Source organism: Bordetella sp. N (genome assembly GCF_001433395.1).
Lineage (GTDB): Bacteria > Pseudomonadota > Gammaproteobacteria > Burkholderiales > Burkholderiaceae_B > Bordetella_C.
Window position 1 is genome coordinate 2,149,218 of record NZ_CP013111.1, and the last position, 20,783, is coordinate 2,170,000.

12 protein-coding genes are annotated in these 20,783 nt (G+C 61.1%); 1 reads left to right on the forward strand and 11 read right to left on the reverse strand.

Annotated elements, in window-relative coordinates:
• Positions 1 to 480: 480 nt before the first annotated feature.
• The 3 genes from ASB57_RS09240 to ASB57_RS09250 are packed head-to-tail and all read right to left on the reverse strand — an operon-like array spanning position 481 to position 12,229.
• Positions 481 to 774: a contact-dependent growth inhibition system immunity protein gene (locus ASB57_RS09240; RefSeq protein ID WP_156414107.1), complete on the reverse strand. Its 294-nt coding sequence runs from the start codon at positions 772 to 774 to the stop codon at positions 481 to 483.
• Positions 771 to 10,772 carry a hemagglutinin repeat-containing protein gene (locus ASB57_RS09245; RefSeq protein WP_057651960.1) on the reverse strand — a complete coding sequence of 3,334 codons (10,002 nt, stop codon included), beginning with the start codon at positions 10,770 to 10,772 and terminating at the stop codon, positions 771 to 773. The genes ASB57_RS09240 and ASB57_RS09245 overlap by 4 nt, the downstream gene beginning before the upstream one ends.
• An 11-nt stretch (positions 10,773 to 10,783) precedes the next feature.
• On the reverse strand, positions 10,784 to 12,229 hold the full coding sequence (locus ASB57_RS09250) for a ShlB/FhaC/HecB family hemolysin secretion/activation protein (RefSeq protein ID WP_231755378.1): 1,446 nt from the start codon (positions 12,227 to 12,229) through the stop codon (positions 10,784 to 10,786).
• Positions 12,230 to 13,166: 937 nt separating this feature from the next.
• Between ASB57_RS09250 and ASB57_RS09260 the strand changes: the two genes are divergently transcribed.
• On the forward strand, positions 13,167 to 13,562 hold the full coding sequence (locus ASB57_RS09260; protein ID WP_156414108.1) for a hypothetical protein: 396 nt from the start codon (positions 13,167 to 13,169) through the stop codon (positions 13,560 to 13,562).
• 249 nt (positions 13,563 to 13,811) lie between these two features.
• On the opposite strand, the gene ASB57_RS09265 is transcribed toward ASB57_RS09260, so the two are convergent.
• The 8 genes from ASB57_RS09265 to mmsB all read right to left on the reverse strand — a co-directional run bounded on the left by ASB57_RS09265 (position 13,812) and on the right by mmsB (position 20,727).
• Complete coding sequence (locus ASB57_RS09265; RefSeq protein WP_057651964.1) at positions 13,812 to 14,297, reverse strand: DUF6644 family protein; 486 nt, start codon at positions 14,295 to 14,297, stop codon at positions 13,812 to 13,814.
• Positions 14,298 to 14,315: 18 nt separating this feature from the next.
• The gene (locus tag ASB57_RS09270) at positions 14,316 to 14,702 is read right to left on the reverse strand and encodes a DUF6152 family protein (RefSeq protein ID WP_082621488.1); all 387 of its coding nucleotides are present in this window, start codon (positions 14,700 to 14,702) and stop codon (positions 14,316 to 14,318) included.
• A gap of 81 nt (positions 14,703 to 14,783) precedes the next feature.
• The gene (locus ASB57_RS09275; protein WP_057651966.1) at positions 14,784 to 15,278 is read right to left on the reverse strand and encodes a cupin domain-containing protein; all 495 of its coding nucleotides are present in this window, start codon (positions 15,276 to 15,278) and stop codon (positions 14,784 to 14,786) included.
• Between the two features lie 199 nt (positions 15,279 to 15,477).
• Complete coding sequence (locus tag ASB57_RS09280) at positions 15,478 to 16,461, reverse strand: DUF4375 domain-containing protein (RefSeq protein ID WP_057651967.1); 984 nt, start codon at positions 16,459 to 16,461, stop codon at positions 15,478 to 15,480.
• A 158-nt stretch (positions 16,462 to 16,619) separates the two neighbouring features.
• A complete protein-coding gene (locus ASB57_RS09285; protein WP_057651968.1) occupies positions 16,620 to 17,279 on the reverse strand; it encodes a LysE family translocator in 660 nt (219 codons plus the stop codon).
• Between the two features lie 910 nt (positions 17,280 to 18,189).
• Positions 18,190 to 19,167, reverse strand: a complete 978-nt coding sequence (locus tag ASB57_RS09290; protein ID WP_231755379.1) for a hypothetical protein — start codon at positions 19,165 to 19,167, stop codon at positions 18,190 to 18,192.
• Positions 19,168 to 19,176: 9 nt separating this feature from the next.
• Positions 19,177 to 19,641 (reverse strand): Panacea domain-containing protein, encoded by a 465-nt coding sequence (locus tag ASB57_RS09295; protein ID WP_057651969.1) that lies wholly within the window; start codon positions 19,639 to 19,641, stop codon positions 19,177 to 19,179.
• A 198-nt stretch (positions 19,642 to 19,839) separates the two neighbouring features.
• The gene (gene mmsB / locus ASB57_RS09300; protein ID WP_057651970.1) at positions 19,840 to 20,727 is read right to left on the reverse strand and encodes a 3-hydroxyisobutyrate dehydrogenase; all 888 of its coding nucleotides are present in this window, start codon (positions 20,725 to 20,727) and stop codon (positions 19,840 to 19,842) included.
• Positions 20,728 to 20,783: the final 56 nt, after the last annotated feature.

The following is a 20,783-nucleotide window of genomic DNA, read 5'->3' on the forward strand; positions in this document are numbered from 1 at the left end:
CCGACACGTGGCGAGTTGCACGCGGGCGCTGTGGCGGCCCAGCTTTGCCACCGACGTCGCCCTTGGCGAGCGGCCACGCTCAACCGCGCACACGTACGAGAGCGCAAGCATTAGCTGATAAGGAACTGACTCAGGCGCGCCGGAGAATCGTCAAGTGGTCCAGCCTCCGGTGCTTAGTGATTAATGCTTGATCTGATACTTAGTATGTAACGCTACCCGAGGCACGCAGCGCGGTCGATGATCGGCATCGTCGCGGTCGTAGTGGGGCCTGCTCTGCTACCGGCAAGGCCCCCGCGCAGCTCAGAAGCTGCGTAGCGGAGTTACCGCGTCAGCGATGCACGAGGCGGACGGCACGCCCGTCCCGAGAGGGATGAGCGAGAAGCAAACCTGACGCAGCGCCACGTGGTCCACGCCTGCGGGGCCAGGGGACGCCCGATCATGCGGGAGGGACCACGGAGCCCGGGTTGGATTAGCATCACTTCACTCGCGCAATATGTCGAGCACGTGCCGCAACCACACCTCGCCAGAGACCCACTCATTGGGAAAGTAATAATAAGACCCCAACTCCTGCAGGATGAATCTCTGCAAGTCATCTTCAGACAGTCTCATCAACAGAATTCTTTCAACATCAGCGATCACGAGCGACACCTCGACCGGAGTGCTCTGCTGCACAAATGCTCGAATTGCACCATCAGCCGAACCAAAGAGTAAGTCAAAGTCCTGATTTAGATATGCCGAAAACGTATTCTTTGCCGATTGAAAATTTTTCGTCATTGGTGAGGGTACCCCGTGATGATTCTATAACCGGTGGACATTGTAGGATCTTTCGCAATCACCACCCGCACGTTGCCCACCGGTACCGAACTACTATCTCCGCGATTCAGGCTGGTTCCGACAGGCGTCGGCGACGTGTATTCGATTGCTAAATAAGCGTTCGCATTTCCGGTGAGATAGTTCTGAATTGCAGTCCGGTTCGAGTCTATCGCAGCGGAGACGGCTCTTTCTGCCGCTGCGCGGTCGGTAAAGGTCGAAGCCGAGGGTACGTTCGATGTCTGCAGGCGGTTGGCGAGGTCGGCATCTGACATACCAACGTGCCGTGCAATCAAATGACCGCCTGCATCTTCATATACTTGAAGGCCACCGCCCTCCGTCAATGGGGTAAAGTCGCCGCTATTTTGATAGATCAGCGTCGGCGCATTCTGCCATTCGATAGGACTCGTAAGGAGCGTTCCACCTTGGGGGCCGAAATTGGGCAACCCGGGAATGGCTACCTCAGTCAACATGTCTGAAGACTTTCCAGGCGTGTTGAAGTACCACGACTGCCCCATCGGCATTCCGTCTGGCGACGTCTTGGTACCCGTGGTATCGCCAAAATTTTGAAGTAGTCCCTTGTTTACTGCTTCGCTTAGGAGAGAGACAACATCGACCATTAAACTAAGTTGCGACTGCCCCTGCTCTTGAGCTTGTGCTTGCCCAAGCAAGCGATCCACCATAGCTTGCGTCGCGCTTCTTGTGCTAATGGCGCTGGCGCCAGGAAGTCCCGCTGCGGCGGCTGCTTGCTGGATGAGTTGAAGCGGAAGGAATTGATTGTTTTCCCCTTCCGTCCGAGCAGCCGTCATCAACTCCGACATGGCGGAAGGCGAAAGCGCGGCACCTACTCCGGCCAGCAGCGTGTCCAGCAGGGCAAGTCGCGCCTGTTTCTCAGGTTCGGAGAGTTCCTCACCCGGTTTCTTGCCCGTGAGGTTGTTCACTAGCGTGTTGAACACCACACTGGCAGACGCGCCTACTGCCCCGGCCCCGCAGCCTCCCACGGTCTGGGACCCCGCCGCGCATCCCAGCACAGCATGTAGCGCTACGTGTGCAGGAGATCCCTCACCGCCTAACTGGTCTGCAATCCTTTTGATTTCTTGCGCGCCCAGGCCTTGTAAGACGTTGGCAGCTGCCGCGCCCAGCATCGCGCTGGCGCCCGCGCTGACGTTGCCGGAGATGCCGCCCACGAAACTCGTTAACAGCAGACCCTTGGTTCCACCCGGCAACCATTCCTTCAAGCCGTCTATCTGACCTTGCAGATTGCTGATTTTGGCTAAATCCGCATCAGTACCTTTCTTTTCTTCCGTTGCAATTTCGTCTTTGAGATCCTGAGCCGCCCGCGCCAGATTGCTTCGGAAGGTAGCTACCTGCTGCTGAGCCGTGATGGCGATATCAAGGCCAGCCTGAACTTTGTCTTTATCAAAAATAGGATTCAGGCTGTTAAGCGTGTCAGAGGTGTCGCGATTCAACGAGGCAATGGTCTCGCGAATCGTCATGCCGGTGAGCGCCTCCTGACCGGCGGCGTCCCTGATCTGAATGGCGCCGCCACTGATCGCACTGTCGGTGGTCGAGTTCGACTTCCCGAAGGCTACGGCGGCCGCCGGCATCGATGCAGAACCCCAATCCGAGCCGCTCGTCCCGTAACCTGCCGTGACCTGGTAGCCCTCATACTTGGCCGTGTTCTTGATGTCACTAGTCGAAAGCGTGTTTGTCGTGAGCCAGTTCACGCCTTTGGCCACGGCTTGATCGCTACCGGCAATAACACTTCCAATAAGCGATGTATTGCCTCCCACTGCAATCTGGAAACCCCCATCGCCCGCCCACAGCCCGCTCTGCTGCGTCACGCTCTGCCAGTCGCTATTGATCGCCCCCAGACCGACGTTGAATGAGTAGGAGCTAGTGCAGTAGCCGTAGCAGTACGTGCCGCTCGCGCCAGCATTCTTGTTTTTGGAATCGTAGGTGCTCTTGTCCTGCAGACTCTGCAGCAGTAAATCGCCGCCCACCAACGCCATCACCTGATCGGCCTTGCCTGTGGCGCCGATAAACGACGTATCGCCGCCGGATTGCAATGCGAGGATATTGCCCGCGGTGACGCTGCTGTTGGTCCACGTCAGATTGCTGCCGTTTTCGTTTCCGAGACTGGCCGACGCGCCCCCCTTCACGATGAAACCAACGCCGTAGCTATCGCCGCTGACGCCAACCATGACGCCGACACCGATCGAGCCGTTGAGGCTGGTCGTGTCTGTTTTCTGGCTTGCCGTGTTGGCGGCCGCCCGGACCAGGATGTCTCCATCGGCTTTCAGGATGGCGTTATTACCCGCTGACAGGCTGGATCCAAGGACCGTGATGTCCGAATCCGCCCCTTTACCACGCGCGACGATAGACAAGTCGTTGCCAGCGGCAATGGTGGAGCCAAATACGGTAGATGATGACCGCTCGCTCGTAGACGTACTCTTCGTCATCCCGAAATCGAGCGTGATGGTCGCAGATCCACCACCCTTGTTGCCGTCCTGGGTCATCGTGTTCGCGGCATTCGCGGCTGCCAATCCGATCGTTGTGAACGCGAGTGCCTGCAAAATCGGATTATCGGTGGTCGACGCGTCACGGCTCATCCGCTCGCTGGTATGGATCGCATCAATGGCCGGGCTACCGAAATTGATGCTGAACCCACTCGTTCGGACTTCGTGGTATTCCTTTTCCTGATTCGTGTCGTTCAGGTTGGCGATCGTGACGTCTTGCCCGGCAAGTGCGATGTCGCCCTGTTTGGCCAGAACATTGCTGCCAATCACCTGCAGATGTTCACCGGCACTGACAACGACATCTCCCTGCACGCTGCCCACGGTGCTACCCGTATGGAATACGGTGGTGCCATCCAGGCTGTCCGTACTTTCCTTCGTGCCTTTACTTAAGCCGCCTGTAGCCCCCCAACCGGAGGTTTTCTCACGCTGGTACTGGCTGTCATTGGACGTGTTTTCCGCTGCAACAATCGTGACGTTACGATCGGCGATCAGGGATAGATCATTCGTCGTACCCATCGCGGACCCGACGACATTGAGGTCGCGACCTGCCACGAAGACGGCAGAGTCGCCGGTAAACGTCGATCCTTGCGCCTGGGTCCAGTCACTCTTGTCCACGCTCTCCTTGGTAGTGGTCTTGCCCCAGGATCCCTTGTATTTCTGATAGTGCTCGTCGCGCGCAGACCCAGAGGCCTCACCGGCGACCACAATGATGTCGCGCCCCGCCCCCACCGCTAGCTGCCCGCCAGCGTCGACCGTGGCGGCCGTCGCGTTGACATCCCGACCGGCGATCAGGGTCAAATCCCCTCCGGCCGAGATCGCGGACCCGACATCGGCTTGGCGGTTGACGTCGCTGGTGTTCTTTTTCTTGAAAACAACCGATTCGCCCTGCTCCGCACCGATGGTAAGCAGATTGATATCGTTGCCCGCGCTCAGCTGACCGTCCTCCTTGATGCCGATCGCAGCGGCGAGCAGGTTCAGGTCTCTCCCAGCATCGATCAACAGGTTGCCGGCGTCGATCGTCGAAACACCGCTGACATAGGTCGACCATGTTTGAGTCGCCCCACTATTCGCGCTTGTGCTAGCCGAAGTGCTGGTGAGGTTGATATCACGACCTGCCTGCAACGCCACCGTATCGCCCTTGATCAGCGCCGCGATATTGCTTAGGTCCTGCCTGGCATTCAGATCGACGATGCTGCCCTGGATGACGCCACCGGCCTGGTTGAGGATGTTGTCCGCCACCATCACCGTCGCATCGCGCGAGGCGATTGTGCCGGTATTGCTAATGGCACCGTCCACCGTCAATGTGGTGGTCCGACCGGCCATGAGGGTACCGTCGCCCTTCAGGTCGCCGTCCTGGACCATCAGATAGACCTGGGGAACCAGTACGGTTTGCGTGCTGCCGTCGGCGAGCGTGACCGTCTGATCGACCAGCCAGACCATGTCCGTGGTCAGCTGCTTCATCTGGTCTTCGCTCAGCGGCGTGCCGACCTGAAGGCCGTATTGCTGCGCAAAGGTGGCGCCAGCGGTCAGCAGATCTTTGTATTGGGTTTCGTTGTCGGTGTAATCGCCGACAAAGCGCTGGCCAGTGGCGGCGATGATCTGGTCCGTGACCAGCTTTTGCTCATAGAAGCCATCGCCCAGGCGCTTGAGGGTGTCAGTGCCCTGGAGATAAGGATTCGTGCCTGAGTCCGTGACCGTCGTCCCGCCGGCAAGCGTGCCGCCAGCAGAAGCCGCGCCGACTTGCACCGCACCGATCGCTGCCTGAGTAGGAGACGCACTGCCCGTTGGGCTCCCTGTCGTGCTTACGCCAACACCACTCGTGGGCCGGGATACGGATCCTGCCCCTTGAACAGAGCCCCCTGCGCCGAGCAGGGCGAGCAGATAATCGCTGGAAATCGTCGGCTTGCTGCCCGTAAAGCGACTATCGGTGGTGACCAGGTACGGCGAACTTGCGGAAGGTACAACCGTGTAGAGCTGACTATTCGGGACGCTGGACGGTGGGGTGACCGTCCTGACAATCCCCGTTCCGGGTAATTGAACGCTGTTGACCGTGATCGGTGCCACTGCGCTGACCGGCGCACTGGCACCGGGCGCGGCGACGCCGGTCGAGGGCGATGCAACGCCTCCGCCGTAGCTGCCAACGGGAACGCCGATAGGCTCGGTGCTGAGGGTGCCGCTATAAGCAACGGTGTCGTACTTTCGATCGTTGTTCTTTTCGTAGGTGTAGATTTCACTGCCGACCGCGTCGATCCGGCGCTCGCCGACCGCCCCGATGTTTTGGACCGAGGGTCCCGTGACGGTTAACGCGCCACCTGCAACGATCTGGCTCTTGTCGTTGACGACGGCCCCCGTCAACGTGGCATTGCCCGCAGCGATGATCTTGCCGGGGTCCGTCGCGGTCGTCTGGGTCTCCGTGACGGTCTGCGTGACTTCATAGATCGTGAAGTCTTTGACGAGACGGCTATTGAAATCCTGGTTGTAGGCGCGAACACGCGCATTGAGCGTTTCATAGAGCCCGACGTAGGCCGCATGGGCTAGGTCGTACTCGGATTGCTCGGCTTCGCATAGGGCGATCGTGGCGCAGTGCGATCCTAAGGCGGGATCGCGCGGCAGCGGTGTCGGATGCTCGACGCCGAATACATCCCAGATTTTGGCGTCTATGGGATAAAGAAATTGCTCCGCGACCATATAGCAGGTAGGACCCGCGTCCCCACCGGCGCAGGACTCCCAAGACGGAATATAGGGTTGCCGTACCGGCGCATCCTCACCTTTGCTTCCATGCCCACCCAACGCATAGTCAAACGGCGGCCCATATTGCGATTCAGGATAGGTCGATGAAGGCAGCAGCAGACGCCGCTCCTGGTCGTCCTCCAGCCATGCCGGGTCCTTGCTGCACATCGCCGTCGTCTGATCGCACAGCCAATAAGTCGCGCCATCGAGCATATCGGTCGTGCCGTTCAGCCGGTAATAGACCTTGTCCCCCGCACTCACCTGCACGACTTCGCTGGCGTAGTGGTTGTTGATGTTGTTGATGGCCGCGGCATTGATGGCGGCGTTACCGCCCGCCTCTATCGTCGCCGAGGCGTTATTGACGGCCTGCGCCTGGCCGGTCGCCCGCCACAGCGCATCGAGCCCGCCGCCGATACCCAGATCGGCCGCCGCATAGATCAGACTGTGCTCAAGGTTATCGAGCACTCCGATACCGAGGTCCAGGTTGCCCCGCGAAGCGATCACACCCGCTCCGGCCGCACCCACGTCATTGCGCAGATACGCGGTGGAGATGGCCAGCGTGTCGCCATAGATCCGTCCCGTATTGAGTACGCTGCCTGCCTGGATATGGGTCACGCCGCCATCGATCAGCCCGGCGTTGTTCAGGGCGTTCGTGACATTCAGCGTGGTCGTGCCATTGGAGACGATCTCCCCCGAGGCTTCATTCGTCAGGGTATTCGCGCCCACGGTTAGGTTTCGGCCGGCCGAAATCTTGCCGCGGTTGTCCAGGTCGCCGGCAACGCTAAGTGTCGCATCCCGCCCTGCCGCAACGACACCGGTGTTGACCAGGCCGCCGGACAGCGTCAGGCTCAGATCCCCCTGCGATTGCAGGACCCCGGTCCCGGTGAGCGCGTTGGAGATCACCCCCAAACGCGTGCCGGCGACAACGTTGCCGCCTTCGTTGGCGAGCGTTCCCGCCGTGATGTCCGCCGTCCCACCCGACGTCACCAGGCCGGAGGCATTCTGCAGGAGCGTCGTCCCAACCGTTAAAGCGTCGCTCGCCGCGAGCGTCCCGCGGGTGTTGTCGATGCTCGCGGCATTCAGGACAACCGTCTTGCCGACGATCCCAAGTGCCCGCGTGGGATCGTCGGAAGGCGTATCGATATTGACGAGGCTGCCCGCGGACAAGGTCAGCGTGTTGCTCCCCTGCAGCAGCCCACCCGTATTGTTGATGACCCCAGTGGAATCAAGGCCCAAATCCTGGGCCAGCATCTTGCCGCCCTGATTCAGGATTTGAGCGCTACCCACCTGCAACGCCCCATTGGTGGTGATGGAGCCGGATTGATTATTCAGGACGCCGGTGAAGGTCAGTGCCAGGTCGCCATTGGACGACAAGCTGCCGCCACTGTTGTCCAGGTTCAACCCAGTCAAGGAGACCGTTCCGCCGTAAAGCGTGGCACCCCGTGCCGCGATGTCGCCCAGAGTGACGGCGCTCAGGGCCTGGTTGGCCGAGATCGTTCCTCCGTTGAGCGTCAAGGTAGAAGCGTCGAGTGTCAGATCCTTGCCCGCCGCCGCCAGGCCGCTATTGGTCAGGGTGCCGCCCGATAGCATCAAGCTCCCGGGTAGCGCAACCTGTCCCTGATCGTTCAACCCCGCCAGCAGGCTGCCGGAATTGCTTAACGCCCCCGGCGTGGAAACCTTCAAATCCTGCGCGGCGACGATAGTGCCGAAATTCGTCAGCCCGTTGGCACCGAACAGGGTTGCGTCCGTCCCCGCCGAGAGCAGTCCTCGATTGCTCAAAACCGTCCCGGCATTCAGGACTAATTCGCCTGCCGATTGCGCCCGACCGTCCGCGGCGACGTTGGTCGCCGCGCCGCTATCCACCCGCAAATCGCCACCCAGCGCGGCAGTGATGCCGCCCAAGGTCAGGTCGCGCGTCGCTGACAGCTGGATCGCGCCATTCGAAGACGTGGTTCCCAGAACATTCAGGTCCCGCGCCGCCATGACGTCGAGCAGACCAGCCGCCTGTGCCTTGGCTGCGGCGCCGAACGTCACGTCGCCACTAGTTGATGCCACTTTTAAATCGCCAGCCGTGGACGCAGTCGTGCCCGACAAGGCGAGGTCGCCGGCCGACCGCAGGCTGACCATCCCATCAGAGACGATTTTGCCCGCTGAAGCCAACATTCCCGCGGCCTGCATGGCCAAGCCAGACGCTGCCTGGGCTACGGCCGTGCCGCCAAGGGTGATATCCCGTCCAGTCACGCTCAGGCCAGCATCGGTGGCCGCGATCCCATCTATCCTTACGTCTCGAACCGCATCCAGGGTCAGGGTCTGTACGGAAGACAGGGAGCCAGCTAGCACCAGATCCCGTCCGGCCTGCGCCGTCATGGTCGTCGCCGCTTGAACCCGACCTGCGCTACCGACCGTCAGATCACTCTTGCCGTTCAGGGAGAGGCTTCCGCCCAGCGCGGCCAAGATCCCATCGATGCGGGCGTCCCCATCGGCATTGATTTGAACGGCAGTATTGGAAGAAACGATGCCGCCGGCGGAGAACTTGCCTCCCGATTGCAGCGAAAGATCGCCCGTCGACTGTGCGCGACCCGCCGCGCCGATCGTCGTATCCAGGCCGCTGGAGATCGACAGTCCACCGCCCGTCGCCAACAAGGTGCCAGCCACGGACAGATTGCGGCCGACCGTGACGCTCAACGGCGCGGCGCTGGAGACCGTGCCGGTGACCGTCATATCCTGCGCGGCCTTGACCGTCAGCAGGCCGCTCTGACCGTTTGCACCGCCAGCCCCCGTTGTCCCCAGCAAACCGCGGATCGTGGCATTGCCGGCAGCGTCCGCGTAGATCTTTCCGTCCGCCTGGATATTGGATGCCGATCCCGTAAGCAGGTCGCCGCCCGCCGTGAGCGTGGCATCGCGGCCGGTGGCGAGCTGGCCGTTTATCGTCATGCCATTACGGGAGGTCAGCGCCAGCTCGCCCAGGGCGGCCGACGACCCCGCCAGGGTAATCGCGCCGCCCGACAATCCGGTGAACCGTCCGTCGGCCTGCACCTTGCCGCTGGTCCCCTGCGTCAGATTGCCGCCTGCGTCGAGCATCAACGCCTGACCGGCGGTCATCTGGCCATCTATGGCCATGGCAGTGATGGATTGCAGCGTGATCCCACCCTGCGCAACCGTGGTCCCCGCCAGCGTCATCCCAGATCCTGCGGAACCCGTGATCGAGCCATTGGCTTCGATACGGCCGCCGCTACCTTGCGACAGATTGCCGCCCGCGACGATTCCCAACCCTTGTCCTGCGGAAACCAAGCCGTTGATGGCAGTCGCGCCACCAGACGTGAGCGTGATCCCACCTTCTGAGGAAGTCGTCCCGGCCAGGGTCAAGGCCCCACCTGTCGTCACGGTCAAACCTGCATTCGCCTGCAGACCGCCCGCCCCGCTTTGCAACAAGCTCCCGCCCGTGCTCAGGACCATGCCGCCAACCGCACCGACCGCATTGCTGACCGACACATCGCTCACTGCGCGTAAGACAATGTCGCCGCCCGCGGCGACTTTGCCGCCGATCGCCAGCGCCCGCCCGGCGTCCATTTGCAGGTTGCCGTTGGCAGTGATCGCGTTGCTCGTCACGAGGTCCCCCGCCGACGTGAACGTAGCACTCCCGCCCGTACCAACGGTGCCGCCAAGCGCCATCGCGCCCCCTGCGGTCATGCGCAGATCGCCGTTGGCACTGACCGCGTTGCTCGTCGTGATATTGCCCGCGGCACTCAAGGTGATGCCACCGCCTGCCGTGGCAATACCGTCGACGGCAAGCGCGCCTGCGCTATCCAGCCGCAGATTGCCCGCCGCCTGCGCCTTGCCGGCAGGAAGAATCCGCACGTCGCCCGCGACGGTGACCTCCAGATCACCCGTCAGCGCCGTGAGATTGCCGCCAATGTTGACGCCGACCCCCGCCTCCGTGCCGATCAGCCGGATGCTGTTCGCATACATGCCGCCCAATGCAGCCATATCGAGCGAAACCGCAGGGGCCGCATCATCGCCCGCTCGGGCCTGCACGCTGCCATCCCCGTAGCTGACGGTAGCCGGTCCGGCAACGACACTCAGTCGATTGGCCCATACCGACGCGTTCAGCGTCAGGGTGCGTGCGATCAGGTCCACCTGATCCAGGTTGTCGCCATAGAGGCCACCGCCTTCCACCGTGATCCGACCACGGGTGACATCGAAGCCCTGCACGCTGCCGTCCGGTCCCAAAATGGGCAAACCCGTCGTCAATGTGCCGCGATTGGCATTCAGGAATCCGCATCCATCGCAAGTGATACCAGCCGGGTTGGCGACGATCACATTGGCGCGGTTGCCGGCCACCTCCATGAAGCCCCGCAACTGCGAAGGATTGTTCCCTGTGACCTGATTCAGGATCGTGGTCGCGCGGCCATTTCCCAACATGGGATTGCCGCCGATGGCGCCCGCCAGCTGGCTCTGACTGCCGGCGCCGCTGTTATTCAGGACCACGCCCGACGGGCCGACGTTGAATTGTGTGTAGCGATTGTTGGATACGCCGCTAGCTGAAGGCGGCGCGATGTTGACGATCGGCACGCCGTTGCCCGCCACACCTACCACCGGCCGCTGTCCAGCCACGTTCTTGTCCACGGAGATCGGCAAGGTCTGCGCCAAAACGGGCGTCCAGACCTGGGTGAATACAACAAGTAAGACGATCGCGGTGCGCAGCGAGAGCATGGTGGATCCGATCAGAATTCGAGCGTCAGGGAAAAGGCGATGGTGGGAGAATCTGTCTTCAACTGGTCGGGCTTCTTCAGCGGCCATCCGGCGGAAAGGTCATAGCTCGCGACCACGTAGGGCACTGACAAGCGCCCGCGCACACCGGCGACCAGGCCGACCAAGGTCTGGCCCGCCAAATACTGTGCGGCGGGTCCGCTGACCCGTCCTGCATCCACGCCCGTGTAGAGCTGCTGCCCGCTGTCACCCAAGGCCAGGGCGAGTTCGTTGCGTAGCGACCAGCCGCTCTCCGCGGACAAGGTCATCTGGCCGTCAAACCCGCGTACCGCGTAACGGTTGCCGATGGTGAAATAGTCGGTGGGAACCAGCGGCGTCTTGGCGTGCTGCCATTGCCAACTGGTTTGATAGGCCATCTTCTGGCCAGCCAATTCAAACGGCACGGAAGCGCCCAAGCTCGCCAGCAGTACCGTGCTGCGGCCGTTCCAGTCGGGATCGCCGATCACCACGCCAGGTGCGTTCGACATTCCTGGCAGCGTGGTACGCACACCGAAGTTGCCGTCCAAGGTCGAGTTACCGACGTACTGGCGGTGACCGACATTCAGTTCGTAGCCCACCACATCGCGGTGTTGCACGTCGATGTCGAAGTCATCGATGGTGTTGTTGGACCACTTGCGGAACATCTTGGCGCTGAAGCTGCCCTTGTAGTCCGTCCCACGATAGGGAACGACGCTCACGCCACCGTCGATCTGCTTGCTGGTGCCTTGATAAACAATGGGTTCGTCGAACCCTGCCACGGTCTGCCGATACGTCGACTTGCTGGCGTTGGCGAACAAGGTCCAGTAACCGAAGGGAATGCTGTAGCTGATGGACGACGATCGGGCGCCCGAGTCGCGGTCGTGGATGTGTGCGTTGCTGTTCCAGGCGACGGACAGTTGGTCGTATAGGAACAGCGGGGAATCCAGGACCAGCGAGGCGTTGACCTGATTCTTTCCCGTCGAGTCGAGACCCGCGTTGTCCCCGCCCAAATAGGCATGCCAACGTTTTCCAGTCCCAGGATGCAGGACAAGATCGGACTCACCGAGGGCCGCGCCCGGTACAAGATCTATCTTCGCATCTGCCTGACCAGGCAGACGGCGGATGTTCTCCAGGGCCTGGTCCAGATCCCGTTGGTCCAGGGTGCTGCCCGACCCCGCAGGCAATGCCATCCGCCACCAGCCCGGCATGCCATCACTCTTGATCGCCCCGATCGTGCCAGGGATGTAGCGCAATAGAAGCGTGCCAGTCGCCAGGGATTGCTCTGGCACCAACACCCGGGACGTGACTTGGCCTCGATCGATCAGTCCCGCCTGCAAGGCCTTCTGCAGGACTTGAAGACCCTGCCCGCCTATGCAGTGGTCAAGCGCCTGTTGCGCCAAGTCATGCAGCCACGCCGGCGGGGCGGTGTCCTGCCAAGTCACGGCGCGGATCGCGAAACACGGATGTTCTTCCGGAAATTGGAGCGTGGATGACGACGGCGGAACGGGTGGCGCGTTGAAGACGTCGGGGCGTTGCGTGGCGCGTTCACGCTGAGCACCGGCCTCCTGGTCCTGGCGGCGCTGGATCTCAGCGCCAGTGGCAAGGTCCGGTCTTGCGGCCTGACCGTGGGCCGCCGTCGCAACGGCGCTGGCTGCGAACAGGATCGCTCTGGAGGAACAAAGGAATGCTCGAAAACGATCTGCTCGGGTACGCCGCTGTGACATTTGCTTAGCTTTTTATGTGTACATATATGTCCTACAGCTACTTAGTTTATCCATACTTCGTATCTTTATGTCACCGATAATTCTTAAATTTGCGAATTGTTCCTTCGTAGATACAAACAATAAGCCCCGCGGCGAGGCTGGACTAAGGGACACTTAGATGTAATATTTCTACTATTTATCAGTCACTTGGGACGAAACAACGCGACATTCAATCGTCGTAGAAATGGCAACAGATGGTGCCGTCAAATTCCTTTCAATGGCAGAGCGCTCCTCCCTCTTGCCGCCCCCGCCATCCATGATTGCAATACTTTGTCATAAGCCACGAGCGTGCGTTCGCGAGCGCGGCTTTGGCAGGTACTGCATGGGAAAGGTCGATACCGAGGATCAAGTTGGAGCTGCACGGTGGTCGTGTCCAGCGCATCGCGATCAGGATGCAGTGCCATCGCCTTACGGCGATACGCGGCGCGGAGGGTGTCAGCCTCCCGCTGTGTGAGGTACGCCCAGGGCGCGATAATGGCCTCCAGGATCCACGACGAGCAGACGTAGGGAGACAAGTGCTGAACGACGACCGGCATAAATTGACCAGCGCCGCCGTCGCAGCCGCAATCCAACGACACCCACCGCATTCGATCCATCCTCAACTTCGACGACAAGCATGAAACTGACTTTCTCATGGGTAGCGTCCCCACCGGGCACCTACCGCGCTTGCTGCGAATCAGACGCTCCCAACGCGCAAGACGTGAGCGTGCTGGCGCACACGCTGGAAGATGACGGCGGGCTGGGCGTTGACCGCGCCATTGCCTGGATCGAAGAGGGTAAACGTCTGGCACAGGCCGCCCTGGCCGGCGCGCCGGACACTCAGGTGTGGGCGCGCGAATACTTTGCGATCGAATTTACCGGCGAACAAGGGATTGCCTTTGGTATGGACGATCCTGTACGCGCAGAGAAGGCGCCAACCCGGCAGTTGCTGCCGCTATTGCAGCATTGGCAAGACTTCCTCAAGGCGGGCCCCGGTGGCCCCGATGCCTGCGTCGATATCGACCTCACATGAGGGGCGGCCGCGATTTATCCTTGCTCAGGCTGAGGCGGCGTGGTGATTTATCCGTTCCCCGCCGATCAGAAGAAGACGAAACCGGATTCATCGCAGCTTAAGCCTCCGATGATTGTTACGCCGGCCTCGATCCGCACATGTCGCCCTATTGTGATGGGCTTGGCGATCACACAAGCATTCCATCTATCGTGAATTTCGACAACAAGTTCGCCACCCTCCCCTGACCGGCCAGTTCAGGCGAACGGCAGGCTACAGGAACCCGATCCATCTGCCCGCTACCAGGCAGCCGATCCATAGCAGCAGCGAGACGCCGGCCTGGCAACGCAGCGCGCTGGATGGGCGGCCTCCCTGTAGTACTTGTCCCCATGCCCCGCCACGGCGCACCAGCCAGGCGTTGATGGCGCCTGCGGCCAACAAGCCCATCTTCACCACGAACGCCGGATTCAGCGGGTATTCCTGCGCCCGTACGGTGAACAGGGTGGCGCCAGTCAGTATGGCGAGCGCAAGGCCAACCGCGGCCGTGCGCGCCAGCACAGGCGCCAGGAGCGCCAAGGAGGTGGGCTTGAGGACGCCGAGCAGCCGCAGGTCCAGCGGAACGATCGAACCGATCAACAGACCGATGGCGCCGATATGGGCGGCGTTGATCAAAAGATAGAGCGTTCCGGACCGTCGCAGCCACAGCGCTGGTGGCAGGGCCGTAAGCTGTTCCAGGGCCAGCCGAAGCAGTTCGGGCATGGCTGAAGGCCGTGGGATTCAGGGTTTCTTGATGCGGCTGGGATAGATGTCGTAGGTCTTGCCGCCCACCATGATCTGGACAGCCTTCATGCGCTTGTTGCCGGCGTCCTGGTCACGGTTGCCTATGGCGGTGATGGCGTCGCCCGGCTTGGCGGAATCCTCAACGAACCCCGCTTCCTTCGTCTGGGTGGGATTGCCCAGTTCGACCACCCAGACACCGTCATTGGCTCGCACCCTCAGCGTCGGGTGCGGAGGCACGACCTGCACCTGCTCGACGGTGCCTTTCAAGGTCATCTGTTCGGATTCCGCCCATGACCAACCGTGATGCGCCATGGCCGCGGGGGCCACTGCCGACAGCGCGGAAAGCGCCAATCCTGCCAATAACGCGCGTTTAGATAGCTTCATGTCGATGCTCCTAGGTTGCGTTTGGGCTGTCGCCATGGCCCGGCACTGCGGCGTGGCGGCCAGTTTGAGTCTGTCGGCATATTATGCCAAGCGTTCAATCAGCTCTCTATGCCGTGGCCAATCCCTCAGAAGAACGGCGGCCTGTGCGATCTCGAACTCTTCAAACTCAAAGCCAGGAGCGACGGTGCATCCGACCAGGCTGTAGCCATCTGCCACCGAGCACTCCGCGGCGAACCAGGCACCAGCAGGAACCAGCGCTTGAAAATCCGCTCCGTTGTGTTCCAAGGGATTGCCGAGACGAAGCACCTTCATCTCTCCCTCCGGCAGGAGGACATACACATGCAAGGGTGCGCCATCGTAGAAGTGCCACATTTCATCCGATTTGATTCGGTGCCATGTCGACCTTTCCTTTCCGCGAAGCAGGTAATAGATGGCTGTAGCGGCCGAACGTGTCGAATCGCCGTGCGAGCGCTTGATACGTTCCTGGCTACGATAGGTCTCCCTGAAGTGCCCTCCTTCCGGATGCGGTTGAAGTGCCAGGCGCGAAATCAGTACTTCTGGGCTTGTTTTGAGCATCGTATGTCGGGATAGAGGAAAATGTCGGTGCGAGGGCTGCTTCACCACAGGCGCGTTCAGCTAATTATTGTATGAGGCCAATACGTGTAGCTAGTTGCGCCAGGAAACGTCCGCTTCCTGCAAACGCGAAGGGTCACTCAGGGCCGGTGAACTCGTGGTCCATGAAGGAACGTGCAGCGCGCCGCGCCTGTGTTGGAATTTACCTCGGCAGGATTCCTCGCGCCGCTGCGTAAACCGCCACGGCGGCCTCGAAATCCTGGCCATCGACGTCTCCGGTCAAACCATCCAGCTCGTCGTCCCAGCTGTTCCATTCATGATGGAAGGCAAGCCGGCGCCTGTCATCCGTGGATATCGGGTAAGGATGGGGAAACATCGCCATGCCCTTCTCCACCGTCGTCGCGGCTTGCGGCATGCCGATATCGCGCATGGCCTGAACGACATACGGCGCCCACGCACCGCTGGAATTGGAGAAAAACTGGTGCATGCCGCCGTTGAACAGCTCGCCGCTGAAGACGGCCATCACCAAGACCGTGCGCAAGGCTTGCGGCATGGCCTCGATGCCTTTGCGTATCGTCGCTTCATCGCCGAAACCCGATGGGCTACCCTGCAGCAGGCACCCTTCCAGATAGCCCAGGCGCTGTTCGTTCGTCAGGTGCTCGCGCGCCTGCTCCATCAATGCCGCCCGCTGCGGATCGCGCCGCATGTAGTCGACGACGCCGGCCATATAGCCCGTCTTGTCCGCCAATGGCGTACCGATCCGGCGCAGTAGATTGTCCGTGGCCGTAGGCGGCTTGTCGAAGTCCGGGGCGATGCCTTCCTGGATGCGCAGAAAGCTCTGGGCCAGGAATCCGTCCCGCTTGCGGTCGTCGGTCGGATAGCTGGAACCGAAAGCTGCCATGCCCTGTTCTATCGCCTGGGCCTCCGTCGTCATGCCGGCGGCGCGCAGGGCTTGCAGCACCTCCGGCGCGAGCGCACCCGCCTGAGTGCTGAAGTACTGGTGCATGCCGTCTTTCGAACCATCGGCCAGGGACTCGCCCAGCGCCAGCAGCAGACGTAGATTGCGTATGGCGGGAGGATCGTTTGCGAGCGACGCCAGATAGACATCCCGGCCGTCGGTGACCAGCGTCACCGCGCGGGACGGATACGCCATGGAGAGGACTTCGTAATCGGGGATCCGCTGCAAGGAGCACTCCTTGGACGCAGGCGCCGGCACGCTGGTCGACGTGGCTGACGGGGCTGAAGCCGCCCCAGCCAAAGCCAGGGCGAGTATCAGGCGGGCAGCATTGCTTCGCGGCATCGGCACTGGCATCGGCATCGTCATCCCTTCAGAATGACCGGCCTCTATGACCGCAACGTTGTCGCGATGCGCGCCGCCACGCCGATGAACATGGCGCCGACGGTACGGTCTACCCAGGTCTTGACCGTGACGTTGCCCGACAGCCCGCGCGAGACGCTGGCGGATACCCACGCGACGATGCCGTTCCAGATGGTCGACATGACGATGAAAATCCCACCCAGCACCAGGAAGGCCAAGGTCCGATGCGATGTATCGGGTTCAACGAATTGCGGGAAGAAGGACAGGAAGAACAACGCCACCTTGGGGTTCAGGACGTTGGTCAGGAATCCTTGGGAAAACAGCTTGCGGTAGGAGCGAGCCCGTTGCCCCGCCGCTGCGACCGGCGTGGCCACCGCTGGCGGCGCGCTTCTGCGCGTGGCCCAGATCATCCGTACACCCAGGTAAGCCAGGTAAATGGCACCGACGCATTTGATGACGACGAAGGCGTAGGTCGACGCCGCCAGCAAGGCGCTCAGACCCAGCGCAGCCGCCAGTACGTGGACACAGCAGCCGGCCGAGATGCCGAAACTCGACACCAGGCCGGCTGCCCTGCCCTGCGCCAGGCTGCGGCCGACGACGTAGGCAGTGTCCGGACCAGGCGTGACATTCAGCAGAAACGTCGACAGGAGAAACAAGGGCAGATGTATCAGGCCTAGGGTGCTCATGACGGGATCGGGAGGCAAGTAAGCGGGCCGCGGGGAAAGGCGATGAAGGGTTCGATTCTACCCAAGGCGCGGCTTGGACTGCCTGCTCGTGCTCGTTGATAAACGTTGGGCCGCAGCGCTCCATTCGCGGAATCTCTCGAACAGCCGGAACCCAACATAGTCACTTCTATGCTTGTACAACCAACGGTGATAGCAATCCCAGTAGCTGACCATGCGATCCTGCGTTCTTTGAAAAAATTGGGGATTTTCAAGGAGTAATGCTGCGTAGCTACTTTGATGCATGGATGGAAGCCAAGACTCGACGGCCTGGAGAATTTCAATTACGTATTCTCCGCAGAGTTGCACGACAAATGGTGCTACCCATGGCTCAGATGACTTTGCTAATCGCTCGATCTGGCGCTGGCGCACACGCCCATCATGATGTTGCGTTAGCACACATGCGTATACCAGCGCTTGCGTTGCGTCCAAGCGTGCAAAGAGTGTTTCATCGGCATTATGGTGAATGCGATATGGAATACTGAGTCGCTCGCCTCGAATAACGACATGAATTCCCCGATGAGTCGAGTACCTGCATTGAATCAAATCCCCGACGATAGCCACGTCAGGCCGCAGGCAAATTGGAAAGGCGCTAAATAACGAAGCGTTGGTGGCGGACTCAGCCATAAGTATGTCGCATACGGTTCGAGGTGCCACCATTGTGTCATAGGGGCATGCTCGGATAGCCACCCACCGCGAACGCCCTCCCCGGCTAAGCTCGACGGTCTGTTTTGGGTCGATAGCGGACGGAGCGGATTGACGATAGTGCGAAGCCATTGACCGTAGAAAGCATGACTCGTGACGGGACCGCGTCACCACCATCCGAAATCGCGATCCGGCAATCAGCAACAAAGTAGAACGATGGAAAACGTTCTCACGACCGCCGCTTGGGCAACGTGCATCGAGGAATGAGGTATTGCTCAAGGTGCGAATAACGCGGAACCGATGCGGCCATGCTCACGGCGAGATTGAACTCGTTGGCCAACATCGCATTCTTGCGAAACTGGTGAGGCTTGTCCGCGGTATCGTCTAGCGCCTTGCACAACTGGTGTTGGATGGCCTGGATATCGGCCCGCACATCGTAGTCGGCCGGATAAAAGGCATTGCCGGGGAAATCCGCGAAGAGATTCACAAAAGCCGGACCGTCCTCCGCTCTTTCGACATGCGTACGAAAGAACTGCGCCAGCCGCGTCCCCGCATGGTCATTGCAGTGGCCATCGAGCATTTTCCACACCTTGGTGTGCATGATGACGCGCGCACCATCAGCGTGATTGGCTTCCAGGTTGTAGGCATCAATAAACGCAGGCCCGAACACCATCGGTGAAGGCGCCCCGCTGGCGCCTTTCCGTTTCTCATCGTCCGGAAATTGATGTAGCAGCGGTCCAAGCGCAATGCCGCCCCGGCTCAAAAACCCCGCACGCAGCAATTGCCGACAGATTTTGAACACCATGAAGACGAGCAATCCGAGTTCGGTGACATCGTCCTTCACGGACATCACGATGCAGTCGGAGAAAGAGTGGAATCGATCGTCAAAATCGTCCGCGGCGAGACCTAATTCGAGTTCTAGCGAGAACAGCTCTGCCAGATCATTATTACGAATGTCGAGAGCACCGTAGATCTGATTGAGCAAATCCTGGTCGTCGCGAGAACGATAAACAATCTCTTTGAAGCCGAGGATGTCGACAAAGGCCACGATGCGCTGCGCGTAGCCCACGCCCTTGGGCGCGTCGGTATCTTCGGACAGATTCTCTGGCGGCCCTGCAGGCGCCACCGGTGGCGCCGCGATGCTGTCGATCAGGTTGCTTGTCCCCTGCTGCTGCGCCGGAGAAGGCTTAGGCTTCTTGTTCGACACCCAGATCCCTTACTGGTGCGACTGCAAGGACCTGAAGTAATCACGAATCGCCGCATCGCCGAGGGTGCTGGAGACGTTCACATCGGAATACGCCGGCATCCAGGGCCCTTTCGGATCATGAGACAGCTCAACCAGCCGCTTGGTGGTTTGAGATCCATACAGCTCCAGCACGCGCTCGACCAAGGCACTTGATACGTCGTCAAGCGCCGCACCGGGCTGCGACGCCACCAACGCGTGACTGGGCGGGATGGGGTTATTGCCGAACGCCTTATACGCGTGATACAGCTGCGGCAACACCGGCCCGTAGCGCCACGCTTCAAAGGCACTATCCACGAGCGGACGGTCGAGCAATGCGAGATGCCACCCATGCGCAAAATACGCCAGTTTTTGCACGGCCAGGTTGGTCACCGTCTGATTGCGCGCAGCGGACCGACGGACCAACTCGCTTCCCAATTGAAGCGCAGTCATCGGCATGATCTTCTCCAGAAATTCATGACATCGCCATAGGCGGCGTACTGTACGTGCATACAGTACGCCACAGTGGGCTCCTCATGCAAGGCCATTTACGGTTGTTCGCCCAATAAACCAAGACCCTGATTTCACGCTCAGCCTGGATGCCGGCGTGGGGGCCCAAGGCCGCCACCCACTACTTCAGCCTATGGCCGTTGCCCCCTACTTCTTCGGCTCGTACAACTTCACGATGCTGGAGAAATCCAGCTTGCCGTGCCCGCCGCCGCTATGCAGCGCATAGAGATTACGCGCCAGTTCACCGAGAGGCGTCGCCGACCGGGTCGACAGCGCCGCTTCGGCCGCCAACCCCAGGTCCTTGAGCATCAGGTCGGTACCGAAGCCGCCCGCATAGTCCTTGGACGCAGGCGCTTGCGGCATCACGCCAGGCCAGGGGTTGTATAGCTCGGTGGCCCAGTTGCGGCCCGAGCTCTTGGCGATGATGTCGGACAGCACCGCGGGATCCAGGCCATTGGCCACGCCCAGCGCCAAGGCTTCCGACGTCCCGGCCATCAAAATCCCCAACAGCATGTTGTTGCAGATCTTGGCCACCTGCCCTGCTCCCGCCGCCCCGGCGTGGAAGATGTTCTTGCCCATCTTCTCCAGGATGGGCCGGCCGCGTTCCAGCGCCGCCGCCTCACCACCCACGATGAAGGTCAAGGTGCCGGCCACCGCGCCGCCGGTGCCGCCCGAAACCGGCGCGTCGATCATCGCGATGCCGCGGGCTTGCGCCGCCGCGGCCACCTTACGCGCGCTGTCGGGCGCGATGGTGCTGCATTCGATGACCAGCGCGGCCGGGTCGATGACCAGGAGCAGCTCGTCGTCCAGATACAGCTGCTCCACGTGCTTGCTGGCCGGCAACATGGAAATCACGACCTCGGCGCCCGCCACCGCCTCGCGGGCCGACGCGGCCGCCCGCGCGCCCGCCGCGGTGGCTGCCTGGATGCTGGCCGGCACCAGGTCGTAGACGGTCAGGTCGTGGCCGGCCTTGACCAGGTTCAAGGCCATCGGCCCGCCCATATTGCCCAGCCCGATGAACGCGATCTTGCTCATATAGTGTCTCCTCGATGTCTTGCTGCGATCAGGCGTGTCCGCGCGGGGCGCGGCAC

What these genes read in the sequence shown, in the direction of transcription:
- ASB57_RS09240 (WP_156414107.1), bottom strand. Translation starts at nt 774, where the DNA reads ATGACGAAAAATTTTCAATCGGCAAAGAATACGTTTTCGGCATATCTA.
- ASB57_RS09245 (WP_057651960.1), bottom strand. Translation starts at nt 10,772, where the DNA reads ATGCTCTCGCTGCGCACCGCGATCGTCTTACTTGTTGTATTCACCCAG.
- ASB57_RS09260 (WP_156414108.1), top strand. Translation starts at nt 13,167, where the DNA reads ATGAAACTGACTTTCTCATGGGTAGCGTCCCCACCGGGCACCTACCGC.
- ASB57_RS09265 (WP_057651964.1), bottom strand. Translation starts at nt 14,297, where the DNA reads ATGCCCGAACTGCTTCGGCTGGCCCTGGAACAGCTTACGGCCCTGCCA.
- ASB57_RS09270 (WP_082621488.1), bottom strand. Translation starts at nt 14,702, where the DNA reads ATGAAGCTATCTAAACGCGCGTTATTGGCAGGATTGGCGCTTTCCGCG.
- ASB57_RS09275 (WP_057651966.1), bottom strand. Translation starts at nt 15,278, where the DNA reads ATGCTCAAAACAAGCCCAGAAGTACTGATTTCGCGCCTGGCACTTCAA.
- ASB57_RS09285 (WP_057651968.1), bottom strand. Translation starts at nt 17,279, where the DNA reads ATGAGCACCCTAGGCCTGATACATCTGCCCTTGTTTCTCCTGTCGACG.
- ASB57_RS09295 (WP_057651969.1), bottom strand. Translation starts at nt 19,641, where the DNA reads ATGCCGATGACTGCGCTTCAATTGGGAAGCGAGTTGGTCCGTCGGTCC.
- mmsB (WP_057651970.1), bottom strand. Translation starts at nt 20,727, where the DNA reads ATGAGCAAGATCGCGTTCATCGGGCTGGGCAATATGGGCGGGCCGATG.